At 52.1% G+C, this 19558-nt stretch carries 15 protein-coding genes and 1 pseudogene; 11 read left to right on the top strand and 5 right to left on the bottom strand.

Going from position 1 to position 19558, the window contains the following annotated elements:
• The first annotated feature begins 131 nt into the window (after positions 1-131).
• The 6 genes and pseudogenes from AC5FX6_RS15380 to AC5FX6_RS15405 all read left to right on the top strand — a co-directional run bounded on the left by AC5FX6_RS15380 (position 132) and on the right by AC5FX6_RS15405 (position 8568).
• A pseudogene (locus AC5FX6_RS15380) lies at positions 132-3338 on the top strand (efflux RND transporter permease subunit).
• A complete protein-coding gene (locus tag AC5FX6_RS15385; RefSeq protein ID WP_196114272.1) occupies positions 3325-4584 on the top strand; it encodes a TolC family protein in 1260 nt (419 codons plus the stop codon). Before AC5FX6_RS15380 ends, AC5FX6_RS15385 begins: the two are co-directional and overlap by 14 nt.
• A 79-nt stretch (positions 4585-4663) precedes the next feature.
• Complete coding sequence (locus AC5FX6_RS15390; RefSeq protein ID WP_196114271.1) at positions 4664-5980, top strand: heavy metal-binding domain-containing protein; 1317 nt, start codon at positions 4664-4666, stop codon at positions 5978-5980.
• Between the two features lie 8 nt (positions 5981-5988).
• Positions 5989-7188, top strand: a complete 1200-nt coding sequence (locus AC5FX6_RS15395; protein WP_196114270.1) for an efflux RND transporter periplasmic adaptor subunit — start codon at positions 5989-5991, stop codon at positions 7186-7188.
• 151 nt (positions 7189-7339) lie between these two features.
• Positions 7340-7813: a hypothetical protein gene (locus AC5FX6_RS15400; RefSeq protein WP_196114269.1), complete on the top strand. Its 474-nt coding sequence runs from the start codon at positions 7340-7342 to the stop codon at positions 7811-7813.
• A 125-nt stretch (positions 7814-7938) separates the two neighbouring features.
• Positions 7939-8568, top strand: coding sequence for a DUF3347 domain-containing protein (locus tag AC5FX6_RS15405; RefSeq protein WP_188501701.1), 630 nt, complete (start codon positions 7939-7941; stop codon positions 8566-8568).
• A gap of 48 nt (positions 8569-8616) precedes the next feature.
• Here the strand turns inward: AC5FX6_RS15405 and AC5FX6_RS15410 are convergent, their stop codons facing one another.
• The gene (locus AC5FX6_RS15410) at positions 8617-8808 is read right to left on the bottom strand and encodes a hypothetical protein (protein WP_196114268.1); all 192 of its coding nucleotides are present in this window, start codon (positions 8806-8808) and stop codon (positions 8617-8619) included.
• Positions 8809-8866: 58 nt separating this feature from the next.
• On the opposite strand from AC5FX6_RS15410, the gene AC5FX6_RS15415 reads away from it, so the two are divergent.
• The 5 genes from AC5FX6_RS15415 to AC5FX6_RS15435 all read left to right on the top strand — a co-directional run bounded on the left by AC5FX6_RS15415 (position 8867) and on the right by AC5FX6_RS15435 (position 13522).
• A complete protein-coding gene (locus AC5FX6_RS15415) occupies positions 8867-9073 on the top strand; it encodes a hypothetical protein (protein ID WP_196114267.1) in 207 nt (68 codons plus the stop codon).
• Between the two features lie 313 nt (positions 9074-9386).
• Entirely contained in the window at positions 9387-10058 is a 672-nt protein-coding gene (locus tag AC5FX6_RS15420) for a helix-turn-helix domain-containing protein (RefSeq protein ID WP_493597891.1), read from the top strand.
• A gap of 237 nt (positions 10059-10295) precedes the next feature.
• Entirely contained in the window at positions 10296-10961 is a 666-nt protein-coding gene (locus AC5FX6_RS15425; protein ID WP_137761623.1) for a DUF2231 domain-containing protein, read from the top strand.
• 95 nt (positions 10962-11056) lie between these two features.
• On the top strand, positions 11057-11365 hold the full coding sequence (locus tag AC5FX6_RS15430; protein WP_168194102.1) for a phosphoribosylpyrophosphate synthetase: 309 nt from the start codon (positions 11057-11059) through the stop codon (positions 11363-11365).
• Positions 11366-11383: 18 nt separating this feature from the next.
• Positions 11384-13522: a copper-translocating P-type ATPase gene (locus tag AC5FX6_RS15435; protein ID WP_196114266.1), complete on the top strand. Its 2139-nt coding sequence runs from the start codon at positions 11384-11386 to the stop codon at positions 13520-13522.
• A gap of 179 nt (positions 13523-13701) precedes the next feature.
• On the opposite strand, the gene AC5FX6_RS15440 is transcribed toward AC5FX6_RS15435, so the two are convergent.
• From AC5FX6_RS15440 to AC5FX6_RS15455, 4 genes are all read right to left on the bottom strand, one after another.
• On the bottom strand, positions 13702-14151 hold the full coding sequence (locus tag AC5FX6_RS15440) for a DUF305 domain-containing protein (protein WP_188501697.1): 450 nt from the start codon (positions 14149-14151) through the stop codon (positions 13702-13704).
• Positions 14152-14313: 162 nt separating this feature from the next.
• On the bottom strand, positions 14314-14952 hold the full coding sequence (locus AC5FX6_RS15445; RefSeq protein ID WP_188501696.1) for a DUF2911 domain-containing protein: 639 nt from the start codon (positions 14950-14952) through the stop codon (positions 14314-14316).
• Positions 14953-15206: 254 nt separating this feature from the next.
• The gene (locus AC5FX6_RS15450; protein WP_230391908.1) at positions 15207-17849 is read right to left on the bottom strand and encodes a multicopper oxidase domain-containing protein; all 2643 of its coding nucleotides are present in this window, start codon (positions 17847-17849) and stop codon (positions 15207-15209) included.
• Positions 17850-18099: 250 nt separating this feature from the next.
• Positions 18100-19539: an MATE family efflux transporter gene (locus AC5FX6_RS15455; RefSeq protein WP_188501695.1), complete on the bottom strand. Its 1440-nt coding sequence runs from the start codon at positions 19537-19539 to the stop codon at positions 18100-18102.
• Between the last annotated feature and the right edge of the window lie 19 nt (positions 19540-19558).

Consider the following 19558-nt stretch of genomic DNA (forward strand, 5'->3'; position numbering starts at 1 on the left):
CGCTTTGGCTGGCGCAGCCGTGTCTTCTCATGAAGGACCGGACTGGTCTTCCTATGTGCTTTGGCCTCACCTCCTACTTGCCACAACCCGGTGGCTGCTCAAATTCCTGTTAAGGTTTATTTTCTACTTACATGATTGCGAAATTAATATCTCTTTCGCTCCGTAACCGCTATATCGTCCTGCTCATTTCAGCGGTACTATTCGGATGGGGCTTGTATTCCGTGCAGACAAACAAGGTGGATGCCATCCCCGATTTGTCTGAAAACCAGGTGATCGTTTTTACCGAATGGATGGGCCGTAGCCCACAGATCATCGAAGACCAGATCACCTACCCGCTTGTTACCAACCTGCAGGGTTTGCCCCAGGTAAAGTATGTACGGGGCAGCTCCATGTTCGGCATGAGCTTTATTTACGTCATCTTTGAAGACGAAACAGATGTGTACTGGGCAAGGACCCGCGTGCTGGAACGCCTTAACTCTGTTGGCAACATGCTGCCGGAAGACGTCACCCCTACTCTGGGCCCGGACGGTACCGGCGTGGGCCATATCCTGTGGTACACCCTGGACGCCCCGGGCATGGACCTGGGGGAGCAACGCGCCGTACAGGATTGGTATGTGAAGTTTGCGCTGCAGAATGTGAAAGGCGTCAGCGAGGTGGCCTCCTTTGGTGGTTTCCAGAGGCAATACCAGATCACGCTGGATCCTAATAAACTTACCTACTATAAACTCTCGGTGCCGCAGGTTATCCAGGCCATCCGCGCCAATAATAACGAAGCCGGTGGCCGTAAGTTCGAACTATCCGACATCGGCTATATCATCAAAACCACAGGCTATTTACAATCTACAGAAGAGATCCAGAACCTTGCCATCGCCACCAACAACTCTATACCGGTGCGGGTGCGTGATGTGGCCTCGGTGCAGATGACGGGGGAAAGCCGCCTGGGCATTTTCGACGTGAACGGCGAGGGCGAAGCGGTGGGCGGCATTGTGGTGATGCGCTACGGCGAAAATGCCGAAGAAGTGATCGACCTCGTGAAAGTGAAGATGGAAGAGGTCGCCAAAGGCCTCCCCGAGGGCGTGAAGTTCAACATCGTTTACGACCGCAGCGGCCTGATCAACGAATCGGTGGACTCTATCAAAAAGACCCTGATCGAAGAGATGCTGGTAGCCTCCGTGATTGTGTTTCTGTTCCTCTTCCACTGGCGCAGTGCACTGGTCATCATGATTCAGCTGCCCCTGTCAGTCGCCATTGGCTTTATACTGCTCAACGCCTTCGGTATCTCTTCCAATATCATGTCGCTTACCGGCATTGCCCTTTCCATCGGTGTGATCGTGGACGATGCGATTGTGATGGTAGAAAACTCCTACCGCCATCTGGCTGACGCGAGCAAGGGCAAACCATGGGAGGATTAACTGTAGTCTTTCAAGAAGAAACTCAACATGAAATTATCAAAAGAAGATAGAATCCGGATCATCGAGAAGGCTGCCAAGCAGGTGGGGCCCAGCGTGTTCTGGAGTACCGTAATCGTCATCACCTCTTTCCTGCCGGTATTCCTGCTCACCGGCCAGGAAGGCAAGCTGTTCGGCCCGCTGGCCTGGACAAAAACATTTATCCTCATCGTGGACGCCATCATAGCCATCACGCTGACACCAGTGCTCATCTCCTTTTTCCTGAAAGGGAAGTTTAAAGAAGAAAGCGCCAACCCGATCAACAGGGCGTTGGAATGGGTGTACGGACCGGTGCTGAAGTGGTGCCTGAAGTGGCGTAAAACCACCATCGGGGTCAACATCCTGGCCTTGTTGGTTTCCATCCCCATGCTCATGAGCCTGGGCACCGAGTTTATGCCGCCGCTGGACGAAGGCTCTATCCTGTTCATGCCGGTAACACTGCCTGACATTTCCAACGCTGAGGCCAAGCGCATCCTGCAGGTGCAGGACAAGATCATCAAATCGGTGCCTGAAGTGGAGAGTGTGTTGGGCAAAGCGGGCCGCGCCAGTACGGCCACCGACAACTCCCCGATCAGCATGATTGAAACGATCATTATGCTCAAACCACGGTCGGAATGGCGCGAAGGCATCACCAAACAGGATATCATACGGGAACTCGACAGCAAGCTACAGATCCCGGGTGTGGTGAATGGGTGGACCATGCCCATTATTAACCGCATCAACATGCTGGCTACCGGCATCCGTACCGACGTGGGCGTGAAAGTGTATGGCCAGAACCTGGACTCCATCGCTTCGGTTTCGGAAAAAGTGCGGGCTGCCTTGCGTGATGTCGAAGGCGTAAGTGACCTGTTCGTAGAGCCGATCACAGGCGGCAAATACCTGGAAATAGACATCAATCGGGAAGCCCTCAGCCGCTATGGCCTGACCGTAGACGATGTGAACATGATCGTGGAGTCTGCCTTGGGTGGCGCACCAATAGATAATACCATTGAAGGGCGCAAGCGCTTCTCCATTAACGTGCGCCTGGCACAGGAGTACCGCAACAGCGTGGAGCGGATTGAGCGCATCCCCATCCAGACGGCTTCGGCAGGTTCCATTCCGCTTTCTTCGGTTGCCACGGTGCGTTTCACCGAAGGGCCTCCTATGATCAATTCCGAGAATGCGCAGCTGCGCGGGGCCGTGCTCTTCAACGTGCGCGACCGCGACCTGGGCAGCACTGTGAAGGAAGCCATTGAGAAGTTAAATACAGAAGTGACCGGTCTGCCCAACGGCTATTACCTGGAGTGGAGCGGGCAGTGGGAAAACCAGGTGCGCGCCAACCAGACCCTGCAAATCATACTTCCGCTGGTGGTTCTTATCATCTTCTTTATTTTATACTTCTCTTTCAACTCCTTGAAAGAAGCCTTTTTCAGCCTGATCACCATCCCGTTTGCCCTGATCGGCGGGGTATTCATTGTCTACTTCTACGGTGTGAACTTATCGGTAGCAGTGGCAGTAGGCTTTATCGCCTTGTTTGGTATGGCCATTGAAACGGGTATGCTGATGGTGGTGTACCTGAACGAGGCGATGCATGAGCTGGTGGCACTGAAAGGCAACAGCAGCGAGACGATTACCAAGCAGGACATCCGGGACTACGTGTTCAAAGGAGCGGTAAAGCGCCTTCGTCCCAAGATCATGACCGTGTCGGTATCACTGTTTGGCCTGATACCGGTACTTTGGGCAACTGGTGTGGGCACTGACGTCATGCTCCCGATCGTGCTGCCGCTGATCGGAGGGGTTCTTACCTCTTCTATCCACATCCTGCTGGTAACCCCGGTGGTGTTTGAAATGACGAAAGAGTATGAGTTAAAGAAACACGGCAAATTAGAGATATACGATGTTAAGCATTAATAAAATAAATTGGTTGTTTGTGTTTGTGTTGCTGGCTGGCACCCCGGTGCTGGCCCAGCAGCAACACACCATCAACTTAGACAGCGTACTGCAGCGCATCAGCAACAATAATCCGATGCTGCAACAGTACAACTATAAGGCAAAAGCGATGGATGCCTACGCTGAAGGCGCAAAGAGCTGGATGGCGCCCATGGTAGGCGGTGGTGTGTTCATGGCCCCCTACCCAGGGGCCGAGATCATGGATGAGCGTGATAAAGGCGCCTGGATGATATCGGCAGAGCAGGACATACCCAACCCGGTAAAGCTTCGCGCCAAGGAGAAATACATGAAGTCAAGAGCAGGCGTCGAGCAGGCGGCGAAGGATGTGACCTTCAACGAGCTCCGGGCGCAGGCCAAAACGGCTTACTACAACTGGGTGGTGCTGGAAAAACAGCTGGATGTTCTCAAAGACAACGAGCGGATCATGGAATACATGCTGAAGCTGGCCCGTATCCGCTACCCCTACAGCCAGGGCAAGCTGGGTGGTGTTTACAAAGCCGAAGCCAGGCTGCACGAGGTAAAGAACATGCAGGTAATGACGGCTTCGCAGATCGAGCAGCAGAACGTGCAGCTCAACATCCTGATGAACTTGCCCAAAGACCAGAAGTATAAAATCGATACCACCGTAGCCGTACCTGCACCGGCTGTCCCCGCCATTGATACGAGCTACCTGAGCGGCGCCCGCAGCGACATCCGCCAGCTCGACCGAACCATCCAGTCGATGCAACTGAACGTGGAGATGGAAAAGAAAGAACGCCTGCCGGATTTCAGCCTGCGCTTCGACCACATGTACCCGCGCGACAACATGATGCCGCAGCAGTACACGGCCATGGGCATGGTCTCGATCCCGATCGCCCCCTGGTCGTCGAAGATGTACAAGGCCAACACCAAGGCCATGAACCTGGAAATACAGGCCATGCAGCGTGAGCGGGAAGCCATGCTCAACGAGGCGCAAGGGATGGCGCGAACCATGGCCCTGGAGCTGAATACGATGCGGGAGCAGGTTGAAAATTACAACAGCAGGATCCTCCCGGCGCTGAAGAAGAACTACGATGTGACCCTGCTGGCCTATGAGCAGAACAGTGAGGAGCTGCCCTTGGTGATCGATGCCTGGGAAGCCCTCAACATGGCGCAGATGGAGTCTCTCAAGCTGCTGCAGTCGCTCTACCAGATGTCGGTAAGCTATGAAAAAGAAATAGAGAAATAAATTGCGGTCGAGTGACTGGGCAAAGGATTTGATTCAAACCTTGACACACAGCCACTCGATCACTCACTCAAAATCAAACATGAGACGATATTTGAACATACTCTTCCTGTTGACAGCGCTGCTGGTAGCTGCCTGCTCGGTGGAGGAAAAAACACATGCACAGGGCGAAACGGAGTATACCTGCCCGATGCACCCGCAGATTGTGCAGAACAAGCCCGGCACCTGCCCTGTCTGCGGTATGGATTTAGTCCCCAAAACCGTACATGGCGAAGGCGTTGAAATTACCGAAGACCTGGCGTTTCTGCTGAAACCGACGACTGGCACGGTGGTAGCCAGTATCACCACGACAAAGCCCGCGCAAAAGGCGACACAGACCACCGTGCAGCTGGACGGCATCATCACCTATGATCCGCGGCGCGTTTACACAGTCCCTGCCCGCGTGGCCGGCCGCATCGAAAAGCTGTTTGTCAAATACAATTTCCAGCCGATCCGCAAGGGGCAGAAGCTGATGGAGGTGTACAGCCCGGACCTGATCACGGCGCAGCGCGAACTGCTCTACCTGGTGAAGGCTTCACCTGAAGATCAGCAGTTGATTTCATCCGCCCGGCAAAAACTGCAGTACCTCGGGGCCACCGACGAGCAGATAAACCGCCTTATCCGCAACGGCGAAGAGAGCTATACCTTCACGCTCTACAGCCCCTATGACGGTTACGTAATTGATCTCAATACCGCTTCTCCGGCCGCTTCTACCGGTATGGCCGCAGCTACTCCTGCAGCCGGCTCCGGTGGCGGCATGGACGCCATGGGCGGAGGCGGCGCTGCAACCCCAACACCTCCTTCCGGGGCTTCAACTAATCCAGCCGGACAGGCTATCCAGTTGCGCGAAGGTATGTATGTGAGCGTAGGGCAGCCGCTGGTGCAGGTGGTGAATGCCGAGCAACTGTGGGCCGAGTTTAATGTGCCTGCCGGCGAGCTACAAGCCCTGTCAAAAGGTACGCCGGTGAAGATCTCTTTCCCACAAATCCCAGGTGAGCAGCTTGATGGCAAGGTGGATTTCTTTCAGCCGTTCTTCGACGAGGGGGAAAGCTTTGCCAAAGTGCGGGTATACCTGCCCGGTAATGCAAAACTGGCAATGGCAGGGCAACTGGTGACCGCAACAGCCCGTGTCGACACGGCCCCTGCTCTCTGGGTACCTCAGGCGGCGGTGCTGGACATCGGCACCAAAACGGTGGCCTTCCGGAAAATGAACGGTGTCTTCGAACCGGTTACAGTGACCACCGGCGCTCGCGCAGGCCATGAGATCCAGATCACGGCTGGCTTGGAGCAAACCGATGTGATCGCCACCAACGCCCAGTTCCTGGTCGACAGTGAAAGCTTTATCAAGGTTAATAATTAAAGAGACCCATGAGACGATATTTGAACATACTCTTCCTGCTGACAGCTATACTTGTAGCTGCCTGTTCGGTGGAGGAAAAAACGCATGCTGATGGCGAATCAGCAACCTATACCTGCCCGATGCACCCGCAGATCGTTCAGAACGAGCCCGGTACCTGCCCTATCTGCTTCATGGACCTGGTGCCGGTGTCACAGACGGGTAAGGAAAACGGGGAACTGATGCTGAGCCAAAGCCAGATTGCCCTGGGCAACATCAAAACCAAACGCATCAAGTTTGGCTCCGTGGGGAGCAACGCGATCCTTACCGGCAAACTGGTGCTCGACGAAACGCAGACCGATGTGGTGAGCAGCCGCGCCGCCGGCCGCATCGAGAAGCTATACCTGAAAGAAAGCGGCCAGCCTATAAAAAAAGGACAGCCGCTTTACGAGCTGTACTCGGAAGAGCTGCTGACGCTGCAACGCGAATACCTGCTGGCGCTCCGGCAAAACCAGGAGCTGGGGCAAGAAAACCCGCGTTTCACTTCCTTTCTGGAAGCTGCCAAAAAGAAGCTCCTGCTATACGGACTGACAGAGGCGCAAATTCAACGTCTGGCTAGTTCCGGGCAGGTGAGCCCGCGTATCACGTTTGTCGCCCCCGTTAGCGGTGTGGTGACCGAAGTCGCAGCAGCCGAAGGCCAGTACGTGGCTGAGGGAGGGATTCTGTACCGCCTGGGCAGGCTCGACAAAATCTGGGTAGAAGCCGAAGTGTATCCCCAGGAGCTTGCCCGTGTAAATGAAGGCGATGCATTGAAAGTCGCGGTCGAAGGCTTCAGTCAAACGCCCGTCTCCGCAACAGTGACCTTCATCAGTCCGGAGTTCAAGGCAGGTAGCCAGGTGGCCACCCTTCGCGCCGAACTCCCTAACCCCAACCAGCAATACCTGCCGGGCATGCAGGCAAGCGTTATCCTGCGCAACCCGAACGGCAAGTCCCTTACCCTGCCAACCGATGCGGTGCTCCGGGACAGCAAAGGCAGCCATGTGTGGGTGCAGTCGGGCAAGGATACCTTCAAAGCTCAAATGGTAAAACTGGGAGCAGCGAGCGCCGACAGCGTGGCCATTCTTTCCGGCTTAAAGGAAAACGACAGGGTCGTGGTGAGCGGGGCCTACCTTCTGTACAGCGAGTTTGTTTTGAAGCAAGGGGCTGACCCGATGGCCGGCCATCAGCACTAAGTATACGATGAAGGAATGTTGCAGAACCGGCGATGAGCAAGCGCCTGAAAAAAAGAACAGCTGGCCGAAGCGGCTGCTCTACCTGGCTCTACTGCTGGCCCTCGGGCTGGTGTTATTTGAACAGTTTACAACTTAATTTATTTCCTTGTCCATGAAAAAGAACCTGCTGTATACCGCAGCCTTGTCAGCAATCCTACTGGCATCGTGCACTTCAGAAAAGACCGCCGAGACCCAGGCTGCCGCCGCGGCCCAAACAACTGCAGCGGCACCCGTCCCCCACGCAAACCACATGGCGATTGCCACTCCCCAAACACAGGCTGATCCTTCCGCGGAAGACCTGATGACCAGGGAGGGCCTGCCTAAAGACCTGGTTTGTATGGTCAACAACGCCTATATGGGTAAAAAGCAGTTCCCTGTACCATTCGAAAACAAAATGTACTACGGCTGTTGCGAAATGTGCGTAAACACCATCCAGCAGCAGCGGAAAGTACGCCATGCCGTTGATCCGGTAACCGGGGAGGAGGTGGACAAGTCGCTGGCCTTCATCGCCCTGAAACCCGGCGGTGCCAACGGCGATGTGCTCTACTTTGCCTCTGAAGAAAATTACCGGAAGTACATGCAGTAACATGGAAGTAAAAGGAGAATACCGGAACAGGTTGTAACGTTCTGCTCACTGTTTGTCTCACTGCTTTCTTTAAGTCCAGTTGAATTTAAATTAAATCCTTACATAAACAATTAACCAAACCAACGATGAAACAACCCCTAATCGCCGCCGCCCTGGCAGCATTTCTGTTTACCTCCTGTTCAGAGGCTAAACAAGAAACCTCTGCAACCGAAACAGAAAGCCACGAACACCATGAAGGCATGGCACATGGTGATGAAATGCCTGCCAGTAACTCACTAGTAGTAGAGGCTCCGGACTACACAGCTGTAGCAGCACCTGTAAAAGAGCAAATTGCTGCAGTGTTGGACAGCTTCCTGAAGCTGAAAGACAACCTGGTTGCTTCTGATGCTCAGCAAGCGCAGGATGAAGCCAAAACGCTGCTGGCTGCAGCTGAAAAAGTAGATGCGGCAGGACTGGCAGGAGAACAAAAAGCCTTTGTGGAAGAAAGAATAGCAGAGGTCAAACAAAGCGCTTCCAAAATGGCAGAGGCAGCTGATCTGGCGGTGCAGCGTGGCCAGTTAGAGTTGCTTTCTGAAGCTAGTTTTGCCCTGACCAAAGCCTTTGGTGCTTCCACCGCTACTTTATTCTACCAGCACTGCCCCATGGCCAACAACAACCAAGGCGCCTACTGGCTGAGCGCTGATGGGGAAATCCGTAACCCATACTTTGGCGAGAGCATGCTAGAATGCGGTAGCATCGAGGAAGTGTTCAACTAAAACCATTCATGCGTGGGTCAAACTGTGGCTCACGCATGACTTAACTTATTATACCTGTGCGCCTGCCAAGGTCGGTACGAAGTATTTGGCGAGTGAGTCCGAACGGAGGCGATGCAGCAAGTAGCCAGTCGTGCCCTGCCTAAGAGTAGGTTTAGGTAATACTTTTTCTTTATATTTATCATGCGCATCGGGCAGTACCCTGTCCGATTGCAGCTTTGCTTCATGAAAAGAACCAGGCATAACAAGAATATAAGTTTTACGGGACTGTTTCTCCTAACGGTCTTCGTACACTTGTACCTTGTTCAGCTGGCTTGCAACCTGCCGCACCTGGTACAGCGGCTTCAACCTGTCGCTTCTACAGCACACCACCATAGCACGGGGCATGGAGAACACAGTCACTCTCCTGGACATGGAACCCCTACATCCGCGCATCACGGTGACAGGAGTGCACACCAAAGCGGTGAGCATCCTGCTTCGTCAACGGAAGACACTGGCTGTTGCGTAGAACAAGAGTACGCTCCTTTTCTCAAAGCCTCCCCATCCGTGGAGCTTTCCCAGCTTGTAAAAGCACCTATTGCCTTCATGGACACCTTCTATCAGGCAGTGCTGGGTTTCCTGTACAAGAGCCATATTACAGATGTAACGTATACTCCCCCCGATGCCCCTGTACCTAAAATACCCGATATCAGGGTATTCCTGCACTCTCTTATTATTTGATGCACAAACTGTACTTGTTCTGCATCGGTGCTTGAAAGCCTATGCTTTCAAGCACCGATGCAGACGACCTTCTGTCCCCTGCCCTATACCAAATTCCTGGTATGCAGAAAGGCTTTCAGCGTCGTGTTAAATTAGTTTGTCCAACAAGTGAAGCAAGGATTTCGCTTCATATTCAATTCGTGAAAATGAGTGAAGAGAGTCGGCACCTCAAGGTGCTACACATTAAAAACATGGTGTGTCCCCGCTGCATCATGGTAGTGCGCCAGGAACTTGAAAACCTCGGCCTGCATGTACTGGAAGTAAAGCTTGGCACGGCCCTAATCGAGCAGAGTGACCGGTTGGATGAAACCGCTATAGAAGCGGCACTGGTTAGCAAAGGGTTTGAACTGCTTCACAGCAAGCGAGAAAAGCTTGTGGAAAGCATCAAGGTAATTGTTATTGACCTGATCTCTGCAGACAGGCTTGCCACCCTATCTACAAATCTGTCCACGCACCTGGCCATGGAGCTTGGGAAGGATTACGCTACAATCAGTACGGCCTTTAAAGCATCTGAGGGAATTGCCCTGAACAGATACATCATACTGCAGAAGGTGGAACGCATTAAAGAACTGCTAACCTATGGAGAGCTCCCTCTTGGTACCATTGCGGCCAAGTTAGGCTATAGAAGCCTGCAACACCTGTCTGGGCAGTTCAAAGAGGTAACCGGCATAAGCCCCAGTATATACAAGAAGCAGGGCGGAGCGGATCGTCAACCCATTGATAACCTGTATTGACATATGCGTACCCATGGACAAAGAGATTACAGCTTTATAAATTAAAAAGCTGCCCGAGGGCCGGCATAGTACTGGAAGTGTAGCCTAATGTGCTGCCTTGCTTCTAATGCCTGGCTGACAGCAGCGCTTTGCTAGCATATTACGAGCTGGTGTGTTGCCAGCTCTCATGGACAGGTACTTTCCAGAGTTTACATCCTGTTTAATCACACCCCAATAAATGCTAAATTTTTACAAATCATGAAAAATACCCTTTTATCAATGCTATTCATCCTGCTTTTGTGTCTGATGCATACAGCCCCGCTTTACGCACATGGAGGCGAGAAACATGGCAGCACCGCCCGGACAGAGGCTATTTCGCAGGTGCCAGATACCCTCACGCCGCAGCAGATAGCACCCGAAGAGCACGCAGCCCACGTGCAGGACCCCGCTTCCGCCCACGCCAGGCCGGATGATTTTCCAAATAAGCACCCTTTGATCGTGCATTTCCCCATCGTGCTGCTTTTAGTGGCTGCTGCCGTCCAGCTGTGCAACATCCTGTTTCTGCGCAAGGAGCTCGATTGGATCACCACCGTAGCCACTCTGATCAGCTTTAGTACGGCCTACTATGTAACTGAAATCGACCACCCGCATACAACTGGCCTTACAGCGCATGCCAAGCTGGTGCTTGAACAGCATGACTTCTACGCTGACTGGACCATCTACCTAGGAGGAATAGGCCTGATAGCCCAATTGTTAAATCAGTTCTTGTTTAAAGGGAAGCGTTGGAGCGTGCTGGTTGTTGCCCTTGTTCTTACCAGTGCTGCCTACTGTGTGGCCATGGCCGGACATTATGGCGCTCAGCTCGTACATATAGAGGGTGTCGGCCCACAAGGCAAATACCTGGAGACTGGTCACCACCATTAAGTCCGAAGGCGCAGTCACCCTAGCTGCGCCTTTTCCATTTACTAATTTTCAAGAAAGAATCAAACAAAATCATTATATTTACTAAAGCTAAATAGATGAAACAGTACAAGTATGATACGATGGTCGAGACGCTGAACAACTTACGGGAGCGCGGCTACGCAGTAGACTTTAATTTGCAGCCCACCTGTCTGGAATGCCCGCAGCTACACCTGGAGTTAAAACCTGAAGAATTTGAGATTGATGAAGTTTACCGGTTTGAAGGTGCCAGCAATCCGGATGATAATTCTGTCGTGTATGCTGTTTCCTCTGATAAAGGAGTGAAGGGAGTTTTGGTGGATGCATATGGCGTATATGCTGATGCTGTTACGCCTGATTTGGCCCGCAAATTAAGGCGAGAGTACTAAACATCAGATCAGATAGTTATGAAGAACAATCCTGAGCATCACCATCATCACCATGGGCCCAAAAAACAAGCTGAAAATCACGTAGAAGCAGCCAAAGAACACTTGGGGAAAAAAATGCTGCACGGCCACGAGCACGCCATGCACGAAGACACCGGCGGCCACCCGCCGCACGACGGGCATGACCACAGCGGCCACGGCGAGCACGGCCACGACCATCACCGCATGATGATCGTGGACTTCAAAAAGCGCTTCTGGTTTTCGCTCGCGCTGTCTGTACCTGTCATCATCCTGAGCCCCATGGTGCAGCACATTCTGGGCTTTACGCTGGATGTGCCCTACGGCATGTACATTGCTTTTGTGCTTTCCTCCATCATCTACTTTTATGGTGGCTGGCCTTTCCTGACGGGTCTGGTTGAGGAAGTGAAGAAAGGCGCACCGGGTATGATGACGTTGATCGGGGTGGCCATCACCGTAGCCTACCTCTACAGCACTGCCATCGTGTTCGGGCTAGAAGGAATGGACTTTTTCTGGGAGCTGGCCACCCTGATTGTGATCATGCTGCTCGGGCACTGGATCGAAATGAAGTCGGTGCTGGGCGCTTCCAAGGCATTGGAACTGCTAGTAAGCATGATGCCCGCCGAGGCGATGCTGATCAAGGATGGGGAAACGGTGCGCGTGCGAATCGAGGACCTGCAGAAGGGCGACTTAATTCTGGTGAAGCCTGGCGAGAAAGTGCCCGCCGATGGCGTGGTGGAAGAGGGTGAGAGTCACCTGAACGAAAGCATGCTCACCGGCGAGAGCAAACCGGTTAAAAAGACGATAGATGACAAAGTGATCGGAGGCTCTATCAACGGAAACGGGGCCCTGCGGGTGCGGGTGGAGTTTACCGGCAAAGAGAGTTACCTGAACAAGGTGATCAAGCTGGTGCAGGATGCCCAGAAGACGAAATCGGATACGCAGCGCCTGGCCGACCGTGCCGCCAAGTGGCTCACCTACATTGCCCTTTTCGCCGGCTTTGGCACGCTTGCCGTCTGGCTCCTACTGGGGCAGGAATTTGCCTTTGCCCTAGAGCGCATGGTGACGGTTATGGTGATTTCCTGCCCGCACGCATTGGGACTGGCCGTGCCGCTGGTGGTGGCGATCTCCACCGCTGTTTCCGCCAATAACGGCCTGCTTATCCGCAACCGCACCGCTTTCGAAAACTCCCGCCTCATCACCACTGTCATCTTCGACAAGACCGGCACCCTCACCCAGGGCTCACACGAAATCGCCGCTGTCGTGACCTTTGACAAGTCCGTGGACGAGCGGGAAATGCTGCGTCTGGCAGCCGGTGTGGAGCAGAACTCCGAGCACTTTATTGCGCAGGGCATCCTCCGAAGAGTGAAAGAAGAAGGTATAGCCGTGCCTCCCTCCCAGTCTTTCAACTACCTGCCCGGCAAAGGGCTGGAAGGTATGGTGGAGGGCCGGGATGTGAAGGTGGTGGGCCCCAACTACCTGAAGGAATTCAACATACAGGTACCGGCCAGCGAGGCCGAAGAAGGTGTGGAAACGGTGGTGTATGTGTTAATAGACGAGCGGCCTGTCGGGTACATCACCATGCGCGACCAGATACGGGAGGAATCGGCAGAGGCCATCCGCGTGCTAAAAGCGAACGGCATCAGGAACCTGCTGCTCACCGGTGATAACGAACGGGTAGCCAAAAGCGTGAGCGACAAACTGCAAATGGATGGTTACCTGGCCAATGTGCTGCCGCACCAGAAACAGGAGAAAGTGAAAGAACTGCAAAACCAGGGCGAGTTTGTGGCCATGACCGGCGACGGTGTGAACGACGCCCCTGCGCTGGCCCAGGCCGATGTAGGTATAGCCGTGGGCTCCGGCACTGACGTAGCCGCCGAAACAGCCGACATTATTCTGGTCAACAGCAACCCGCAGGACATCGCCTCGCTTATCCTGTTTGGCAAAGCCACTTACCGCAAAATGATCCAGAACCTGATCTGGGCCACAGGTTATAACGTCATCGCACTACCCCTGGCGGCTGGTGTACTTTATAACCAAGGCATCATGATATCGCCTGCCGTGGGCGCCGCCCTGATGAGCCTGAGTACGGTAATCGTGGCGATCAATGCGCAGTTGCTGCGCCGGCAATTAAAATACTGATTATTTTGTAGGATAAGAATAAGATAGAACTGATAGGCCTTCTGCATCAGCACATGCAGTATGTGAGCCCACCCCTTTCAAGGAGCAGTCCGGATGGCCGATGAATAACTAGCCAATAGCGTAGACAAGAAAATGAAAGAGATGGCTCACAAAACCAGCAGAAAAAGTGAGCAAAGTACCTACTCCATTCTCTTCAGGATCGCCTTCATTTCAGCAATTTCCTTTTCCTGCGACTCGATGATTTGCTCCGTTAGTTTCTTCACTTCCGGGTCTTTTATATTGGATTCCTGACTGACCAGAATGGCAGAGGAATGATGCGGGATCATAGACTTCAGGAACTGCTTGTCACCTACCAGCGATTGACTTCTGAGCAGTAGAAAGGTTCCTGCCATTACGGCCAGGCTTACCCCTACTATGATGCCATTCAGCTTTTTATCTTTGTACATAGAGGACATAAACCCCAGCATGACAAGCGCCATGGGAGCTATCATGAGCAAGGCCATATAAAGGCGGTTCAGGTTCAGGTATACATGGTCGAACTTGTCTGCATTCAGAAACATTACCCCGTACATGATGACAAATGAGACACCCAGCATGAGGAAGAATTTCTTATAATTTCCTTTTTCCATTTTATTGGTTTTTAGTTTAGTACTCGAAGCTAATGCTCGCTGAAAGGGCGGCTTTTAGTAGTATAGAAATACAGGTATTTATGTATTTTGGTTATTATTAAAAGTCAAAAAGCCGCTCTGACAGTCGTCAGAGCGGCTTTTTGAGATGACTTTCTTTTTTGTTTATACAGCAACCGGAATGCTTACTTTTAGCTTATCCCAGGTGATGACGATGGCCCCTTCTTCGTCAGTCTCCGATACAATCTGGTAGCGCAGACGCTCCTGTGGCTGTGCTGTTGCTTCCGGCTTTACTTTGATCCGCAGCACATCCTCTGCTTCGGAATAGTCATCGGCCAAGTGCTGTTCCCAGTTTTTGTTGATGATCACCGTCCACTCGTCCTTACCCGGAATGGTGAACAGGGCATACTTTCCTGCCGGTAATGTCTTCCCTCCTATGGTAATGTCTTTATCCGTGGTCAGGCTGGTGGCAGAGTGCGCACCTGTCACCCATACCTGATCATACGCTACCAGACCACCCCAGATAGTACGTCCGCGCACAGCAGGAGAATGGTAGTTGATCATAATGTGTGCGTTCCCGATCTGCCCGTGCACCTCTGCTTTCAGGCTGCCTTTCAGCGTGTCCGCCGCTGGCTGGTCCTGTATCACGACTGCTCCCTCGCTCACTTTCGGCGTATGTTCGGCATGTACTGCCTCCTGTTCCTGCTCGGCAGGAGCTTCCTGCTCCTGCGCTGGCTGGTTGCAGTAAGTAAGTGCGCCACAAAGTATAAGGGCATAAAGGGTTTTTGTAAGATTTCTGTTCATGCTGTTTAGCGGTATAGGTGGCTTTAAGGTATAGAGCGATTTTAATTCTTGTTCTGAATGAATCTTTAAAGCTACAAATTTTATGCACCTGATGATACTAGCATTCAGGTAAAAAAGCCTGGCTGTGATAGTACAAAGGTTAGTACTGTTGAAATGATTAAGATCCAGGAGCAGTGGTCCACAGAGCGTTTTAATTATACCTTAGATGTCGAACCAGAATAGAAACGCACATTTGTTTCCTGTGCTAACACAGCCTAATAAATAAATGTAAGCCCAGCGCCATACTTCATGTCGCTGTCGTAATGCGTTGATAGGGATATATACTTGGTTACAATGTATCGCAGGCCGGCCATGTATTCTTTATCGGTGTTCCCCATCAGGTTCAGGCGCAGGCGGCTTGTTAGTGGGACATCTTCGCGCCGCAACTGGAACCGCAGCTTACCCTTGGAGTCTATCCTCGCTTCTGACACGATCAGCATAGGCAAGGTATACTGCACCCCGGCCACGGCCACCTTCCGGTTATCTTGGTTGCTTAGCTGCCCGAACATGTTTTCCTCGGGCTCATTCTCTATACTATTGTAGTGATAGTCAAAGCCGACGAAGGGAAAGAGCCATTGCATTTTTCCAAAATAACGGCCAAAGTAGGTCTCGCTTTCAATACCATACTCCTTCTTAAAACCAATCCTCCATTCAGTGGAGATCTGGTACCGGGAGCTACCAAGTACAAACTCTCCGTCGCTGCCATTGCTCTCCAGCCCTACCATCGCTGAAGGCAGAAAAATCTTGTCTTCGCGGTTAAACATCTTTTGGGCCCGCTCAGGATCCGGAATCTCAGGATTGGGTGGTGAGTTTTGGTAGGTGAATACACGGCCCATGCCGGCAATCATGTGGTAGAGTATGTGGCAGTGGAAAAACCAGTCACCACTCTCCGAAGCTGCAAACTCAATCGTGTCTGTCTCCATCGGAAGTATGTCCAGTACATTTTTTAGAGGTGCATGTTTTCCGTGTTTGTTCAGTACCCGGAAATCGTGCCCGTGCAGGTGCATGGGGTGGCGCATCATGGAGTTGTTGAACATGATGATCTTCACATTCTCCCCTTTTTTGATCAGGATCCTGTCCGACTCTGACACCGTCTTGTTGTCCATCGTCCATACATAGCGGTTCATGTTGCCGGTAAGCTCAAAGCGCAATACTTTCTCCGGGCCGGGCTTCAGGGTTGTTTCTTCAGGAGCGCGCAACATGCCATAGTTCAGGGTGACCATCTCGTCCTTGCTGCCACTCATGTTCATGTTCTGCATATCGTATCCTTTCATATCATGGCCCTGGTGTGCGGTGGTGTCAACCTGCTGCTTCATCTGCATGCTTGTATCAGCAGCAGGTTTTGTCGCCCCTTCTCCGTGCATGCTGTGGTCCTGGGCTGCTGATTCCGGGTACATCACGCGGTTCATATCCATCTGCTGGTTGCTCATTTCCATGCCCATCGGCTCCATGTCCCCGTTCATCTTCATCATGTCGTTCATCATCTTCATGCCTTCAAAGTAGTTCAGCTTGCCTAGACGCTGTGCCTTCATTTTCATGCCCCTGCCCAGCCACAGCGAAGTGGTATTGGAGCGGTCTTCGGCAGTAGCCAGGAATTCGTACTGCATGCTCTCGGGTATGGTGACCAGCAAATCGTAGGTTTCGGCAGGCGCAATGATCAGGCGATCCACCTCCACTGGCTCCACATCGTTGCCATCGTTGCCCACCACCGTAATCTTACTACCAGAGTAGGTCAGCCAGAAGTAGGTGGAAGCACCGCCATTCACTACTCTGAGTTTGACTACATCCCCTGCCGTGAAATGGGTTTGCTCTGCAATATCCTGCCCATTGGTTAAAAACTTCTCATAGGCCACATCGCTCACATCCATTGCCGTCATCCGCTTCCACTCATTTTTAAGTTTGGTGCCAAAGTAGCCTTTCTTTATAGCCTCTGCATAGCCTTGGGTAGCACCTTTCCGGATCGCAAACCAGTCGTTGGCGCTCCGCAAGGAACGGTATACCTCTTTGGGGTTCATATCGGTCCAGTCGCTAAGCACGATCGGTATAGCCGGCATATCCGGTTCATTCACCTTGTTAAAGATCAGGGCACCGTACATGCCGCTTTGTTCCTGAAAGGCGCTGTGGCTGTGATACCAGTAAGTACCACTCTGGATGATCGGGAATTTGTAGAGGTAAGTGGAATGGGGCTTGATCGGCTGCTGGGTAAGCCAGGGAACACCATCGAACCGGTTGGGCAAAAACACGCCGTGCCAATGGATAGAAGTTTCCACATCCATCTCATTATGCACATAGATCTCGGCTGTATCACCCTGGGTAAAGGTTAAGGCAGGTGCCGGAATGCTCCCGTTTATAGCCACGGCTCTTCTGGTTTTTCCTGTGAAGTTGACCAAGGTATCCCGTACATACAGGTCATACCGAACGGTGCGAGGAGTATAGGTCTGTCCCGGGCTTTCTGGCTTGTGTCCTGCTTTGTGGATGGGCTTCTCTTTTTCCTCCGGGTTCTGTACAGGTGTGACTGGCTTTTGCTGTGTCGGCTGTGCATGTTGATGAGCAGGTTGAGCTTGTTTCTGAGCAGGCTGTGCTTGTTTCTGCTGTACACGTTGCTTTGCTGGGGCAGCAGGCTTGGCTTTAACAGCTTTTTTTTGTGGAGCCTGTTGCTGCTGTTGTTTTGCAGGGGCTTGTGGCTTTTTCTTTACCAGCGTCATACCGCACTTGGGGCATGTACCGGGTTTTGAGGTTTGCACTTCGGGGTGCATCGGGCAGGTGTAGATCTCAGTCTGCTGTTGCTGGGTTGGCTTATGCTGTTCGTGCTGTGCGAAAGTATACTGCCCAGTCCCGAGCAATAATACTAGTATCAAAAGTTTATACATTTTAAGCTGGTAAGGTAATTAAAGCGTTCTATACTATACCTGCGACACGCAATGCTTAAAGGTCTTTTATCCACTTCTAAGCTAGTGCTGCTAATTTATATCTCTGTTTACATGAAACAGCTTCATAGGTTGGATTAGCCTCTTTTAGTACCTGGATAATTGGTGGTGGCTGACCAACAGATTTAGCTGAGTTTCTTCTTGCTAACATATCCCGGTGGCATTGTCATTTAGTACATATTTAGTAATTGTTAACGCAGTCAGACATGGTCTCTTTAATGGACTGCGGGTGACATTGTGACTCCACCTCTGCTTCCTTTTCCAGATTCATCCATGTACCCTTAGCAAACTTATAGGCCAAGACCCCTGCACGGGTCACAATGTCAATACCAATGGCGATCCAGACACCAATAAGGCCCCAGCCCAGGGTGATTCCAAGATAGTAGACCAGAACGGTGCGGATGGCCCACATACCAGCCGCCGTCAGGTACATGGGGAACTTCGTATTATTAGCGGCTTGGTACGCGCCTGTAAGCGTTAAAAGGGCTGCCAGGAAAGGCTGAAACGCACCCGAAACCTTCAGGGCGTCCCCTATCTTAGAGATTACCTCCGGGTCTTCGGAGAACAGACTGCCAGCCCACTCTCCCAGGAAAAAGAGCAGTAAGCCCAGCACACCCATGATGCCTACAGCCATCCAGGCCCCTATTTTTGTGAAGGAAATCGCCTCCTCTATTCTTCCTGCACCTATCTGCTGTCCTGCCAGTATAGTAACTGCTGTGGCAAAGCCATAACCTGCCATATAGGAGATTACCTCCACATTACCGGCAATCTGATGGGCGGCGAAGACGTTGGTTCCCAGCGAAACGATGAACCCGAAGTAGACGATCTGCCCTGCCCGCATGATGAGCACCTCCCCGGCCGCAGGGCTGCCTAATGTAGCAAGCTCCTTCTGATGGCCCCAGTCTACCGACCAGAAGTCCTTCCGGAAGGCCAGCACCTCCGACCGCTGGATGTAGTAGACCAGCAGTAAGGTCCCAAGTACACGGGAAGCAACTGTAGCCAAAGCAGCACCTGTCACTCCCATTTCAGGAAAAATCCAGAAACCAAAAATAAGAGCATACCCCAAGAGCGCATGGAAGATGTTGATGAGAATGCTGACTTTCATGGGTGCCCGTGTGTTACCCGAGCCCCGTAAATTGGCACTAAGCGCAAACATGAGCGACATGAACACGGAAGGAATACCCACAACCCGGAAATAGTTCTCTCCAATATCCAGCACCTGCTCTTCCAGCCCCATGAGCGTGAGCAGGGGGCGTGCAAAAAACAATGTTACGATACCTGTCAGAATGCCGAAAAGGATGGAGAGTATGATGGCCTGCTGCGCTATATGCCGAGCCCTTTCTACCTGTTTCGCTCCCAGGGCATTTGCCACCCTTACGTTTGCTGCCACCCCGATAGCCATAAAGACGGCAAAATAGATAGCCAGTATGGCGTTGGTGGCCCCTATGGCAGAAACTTCGGCTAAGCCTATCTTTGAGACAAAATAGACATCCACAAAGCCAATAAATGTCTGAAAGAAGTTCTCTACTACTGCTGGAAAAGCAAGGAGCAGGACAATCTTCATTTTATCACGAAGAGTGACAGCAATTGGTATATCTACACGCTCTTTATTAACTTCCATTGGTAATATTGCGGTGTGC

Source organism: Pontibacter sp. LHS2 (genome assembly GCF_058932845.1).

Excerpts from the sequence above, each read along its gene's own strand:
- AC5FX6_RS15420 (WP_493597891.1), top strand. The coding sequence starts at position 9,387 with ATGCAGAAAGGCTTTCAGCGTCGTGTTAAATTAGTTTGTCCAACAAGT.
- AC5FX6_RS15410 (WP_196114268.1), bottom strand. The coding sequence starts at position 8,808 with ATGCCTGGTTCTTTTCATGAAGCAAAGCTGCAATCGGACAGGGTACTG.
- AC5FX6_RS15455 (WP_188501695.1), bottom strand. The coding sequence starts at position 19,539 with ATGGAAGTTAATAAAGAGCGTGTAGATATACCAATTGCTGTCACTCTT.
- AC5FX6_RS15430 (WP_168194102.1), top strand. The coding sequence starts at position 11,057 with ATGAAACAGTACAAGTATGATACGATGGTCGAGACGCTGAACAACTTA.
- AC5FX6_RS15390 (WP_196114271.1), top strand. The coding sequence starts at position 4,664 with ATGAGACGATATTTGAACATACTCTTCCTGTTGACAGCGCTGCTGGTA.
- AC5FX6_RS15405 (WP_188501701.1), top strand. The coding sequence starts at position 7,939 with ATGAAACAACCCCTAATCGCCGCCGCCCTGGCAGCATTTCTGTTTACC.
- AC5FX6_RS15385 (WP_196114272.1), top strand. The coding sequence starts at position 3,325 with ATGTTAAGCATTAATAAAATAAATTGGTTGTTTGTGTTTGTGTTGCTG.
- AC5FX6_RS15435 (WP_196114266.1), top strand. The coding sequence starts at position 11,384 with ATGAAGAACAATCCTGAGCATCACCATCATCACCATGGGCCCAAAAAA.
- AC5FX6_RS15445 (WP_188501696.1), bottom strand. The coding sequence starts at position 14,952 with ATGAACAGAAATCTTACAAAAACCCTTTATGCCCTTATACTTTGTGGC.
- AC5FX6_RS15440 (WP_188501697.1), bottom strand. The coding sequence starts at position 14,151 with ATGGAAAAAGGAAATTATAAGAAATTCTTCCTCATGCTGGGTGTCTCA.
- AC5FX6_RS15395 (WP_196114270.1), top strand. The coding sequence starts at position 5,989 with ATGAGACGATATTTGAACATACTCTTCCTGCTGACAGCTATACTTGTA.
- AC5FX6_RS15425 (WP_137761623.1), top strand. The coding sequence starts at position 10,296 with ATGAAAAATACCCTTTTATCAATGCTATTCATCCTGCTTTTGTGTCTG.
- AC5FX6_RS15400 (WP_196114269.1), top strand. The coding sequence starts at position 7,340 with ATGAAAAAGAACCTGCTGTATACCGCAGCCTTGTCAGCAATCCTACTG.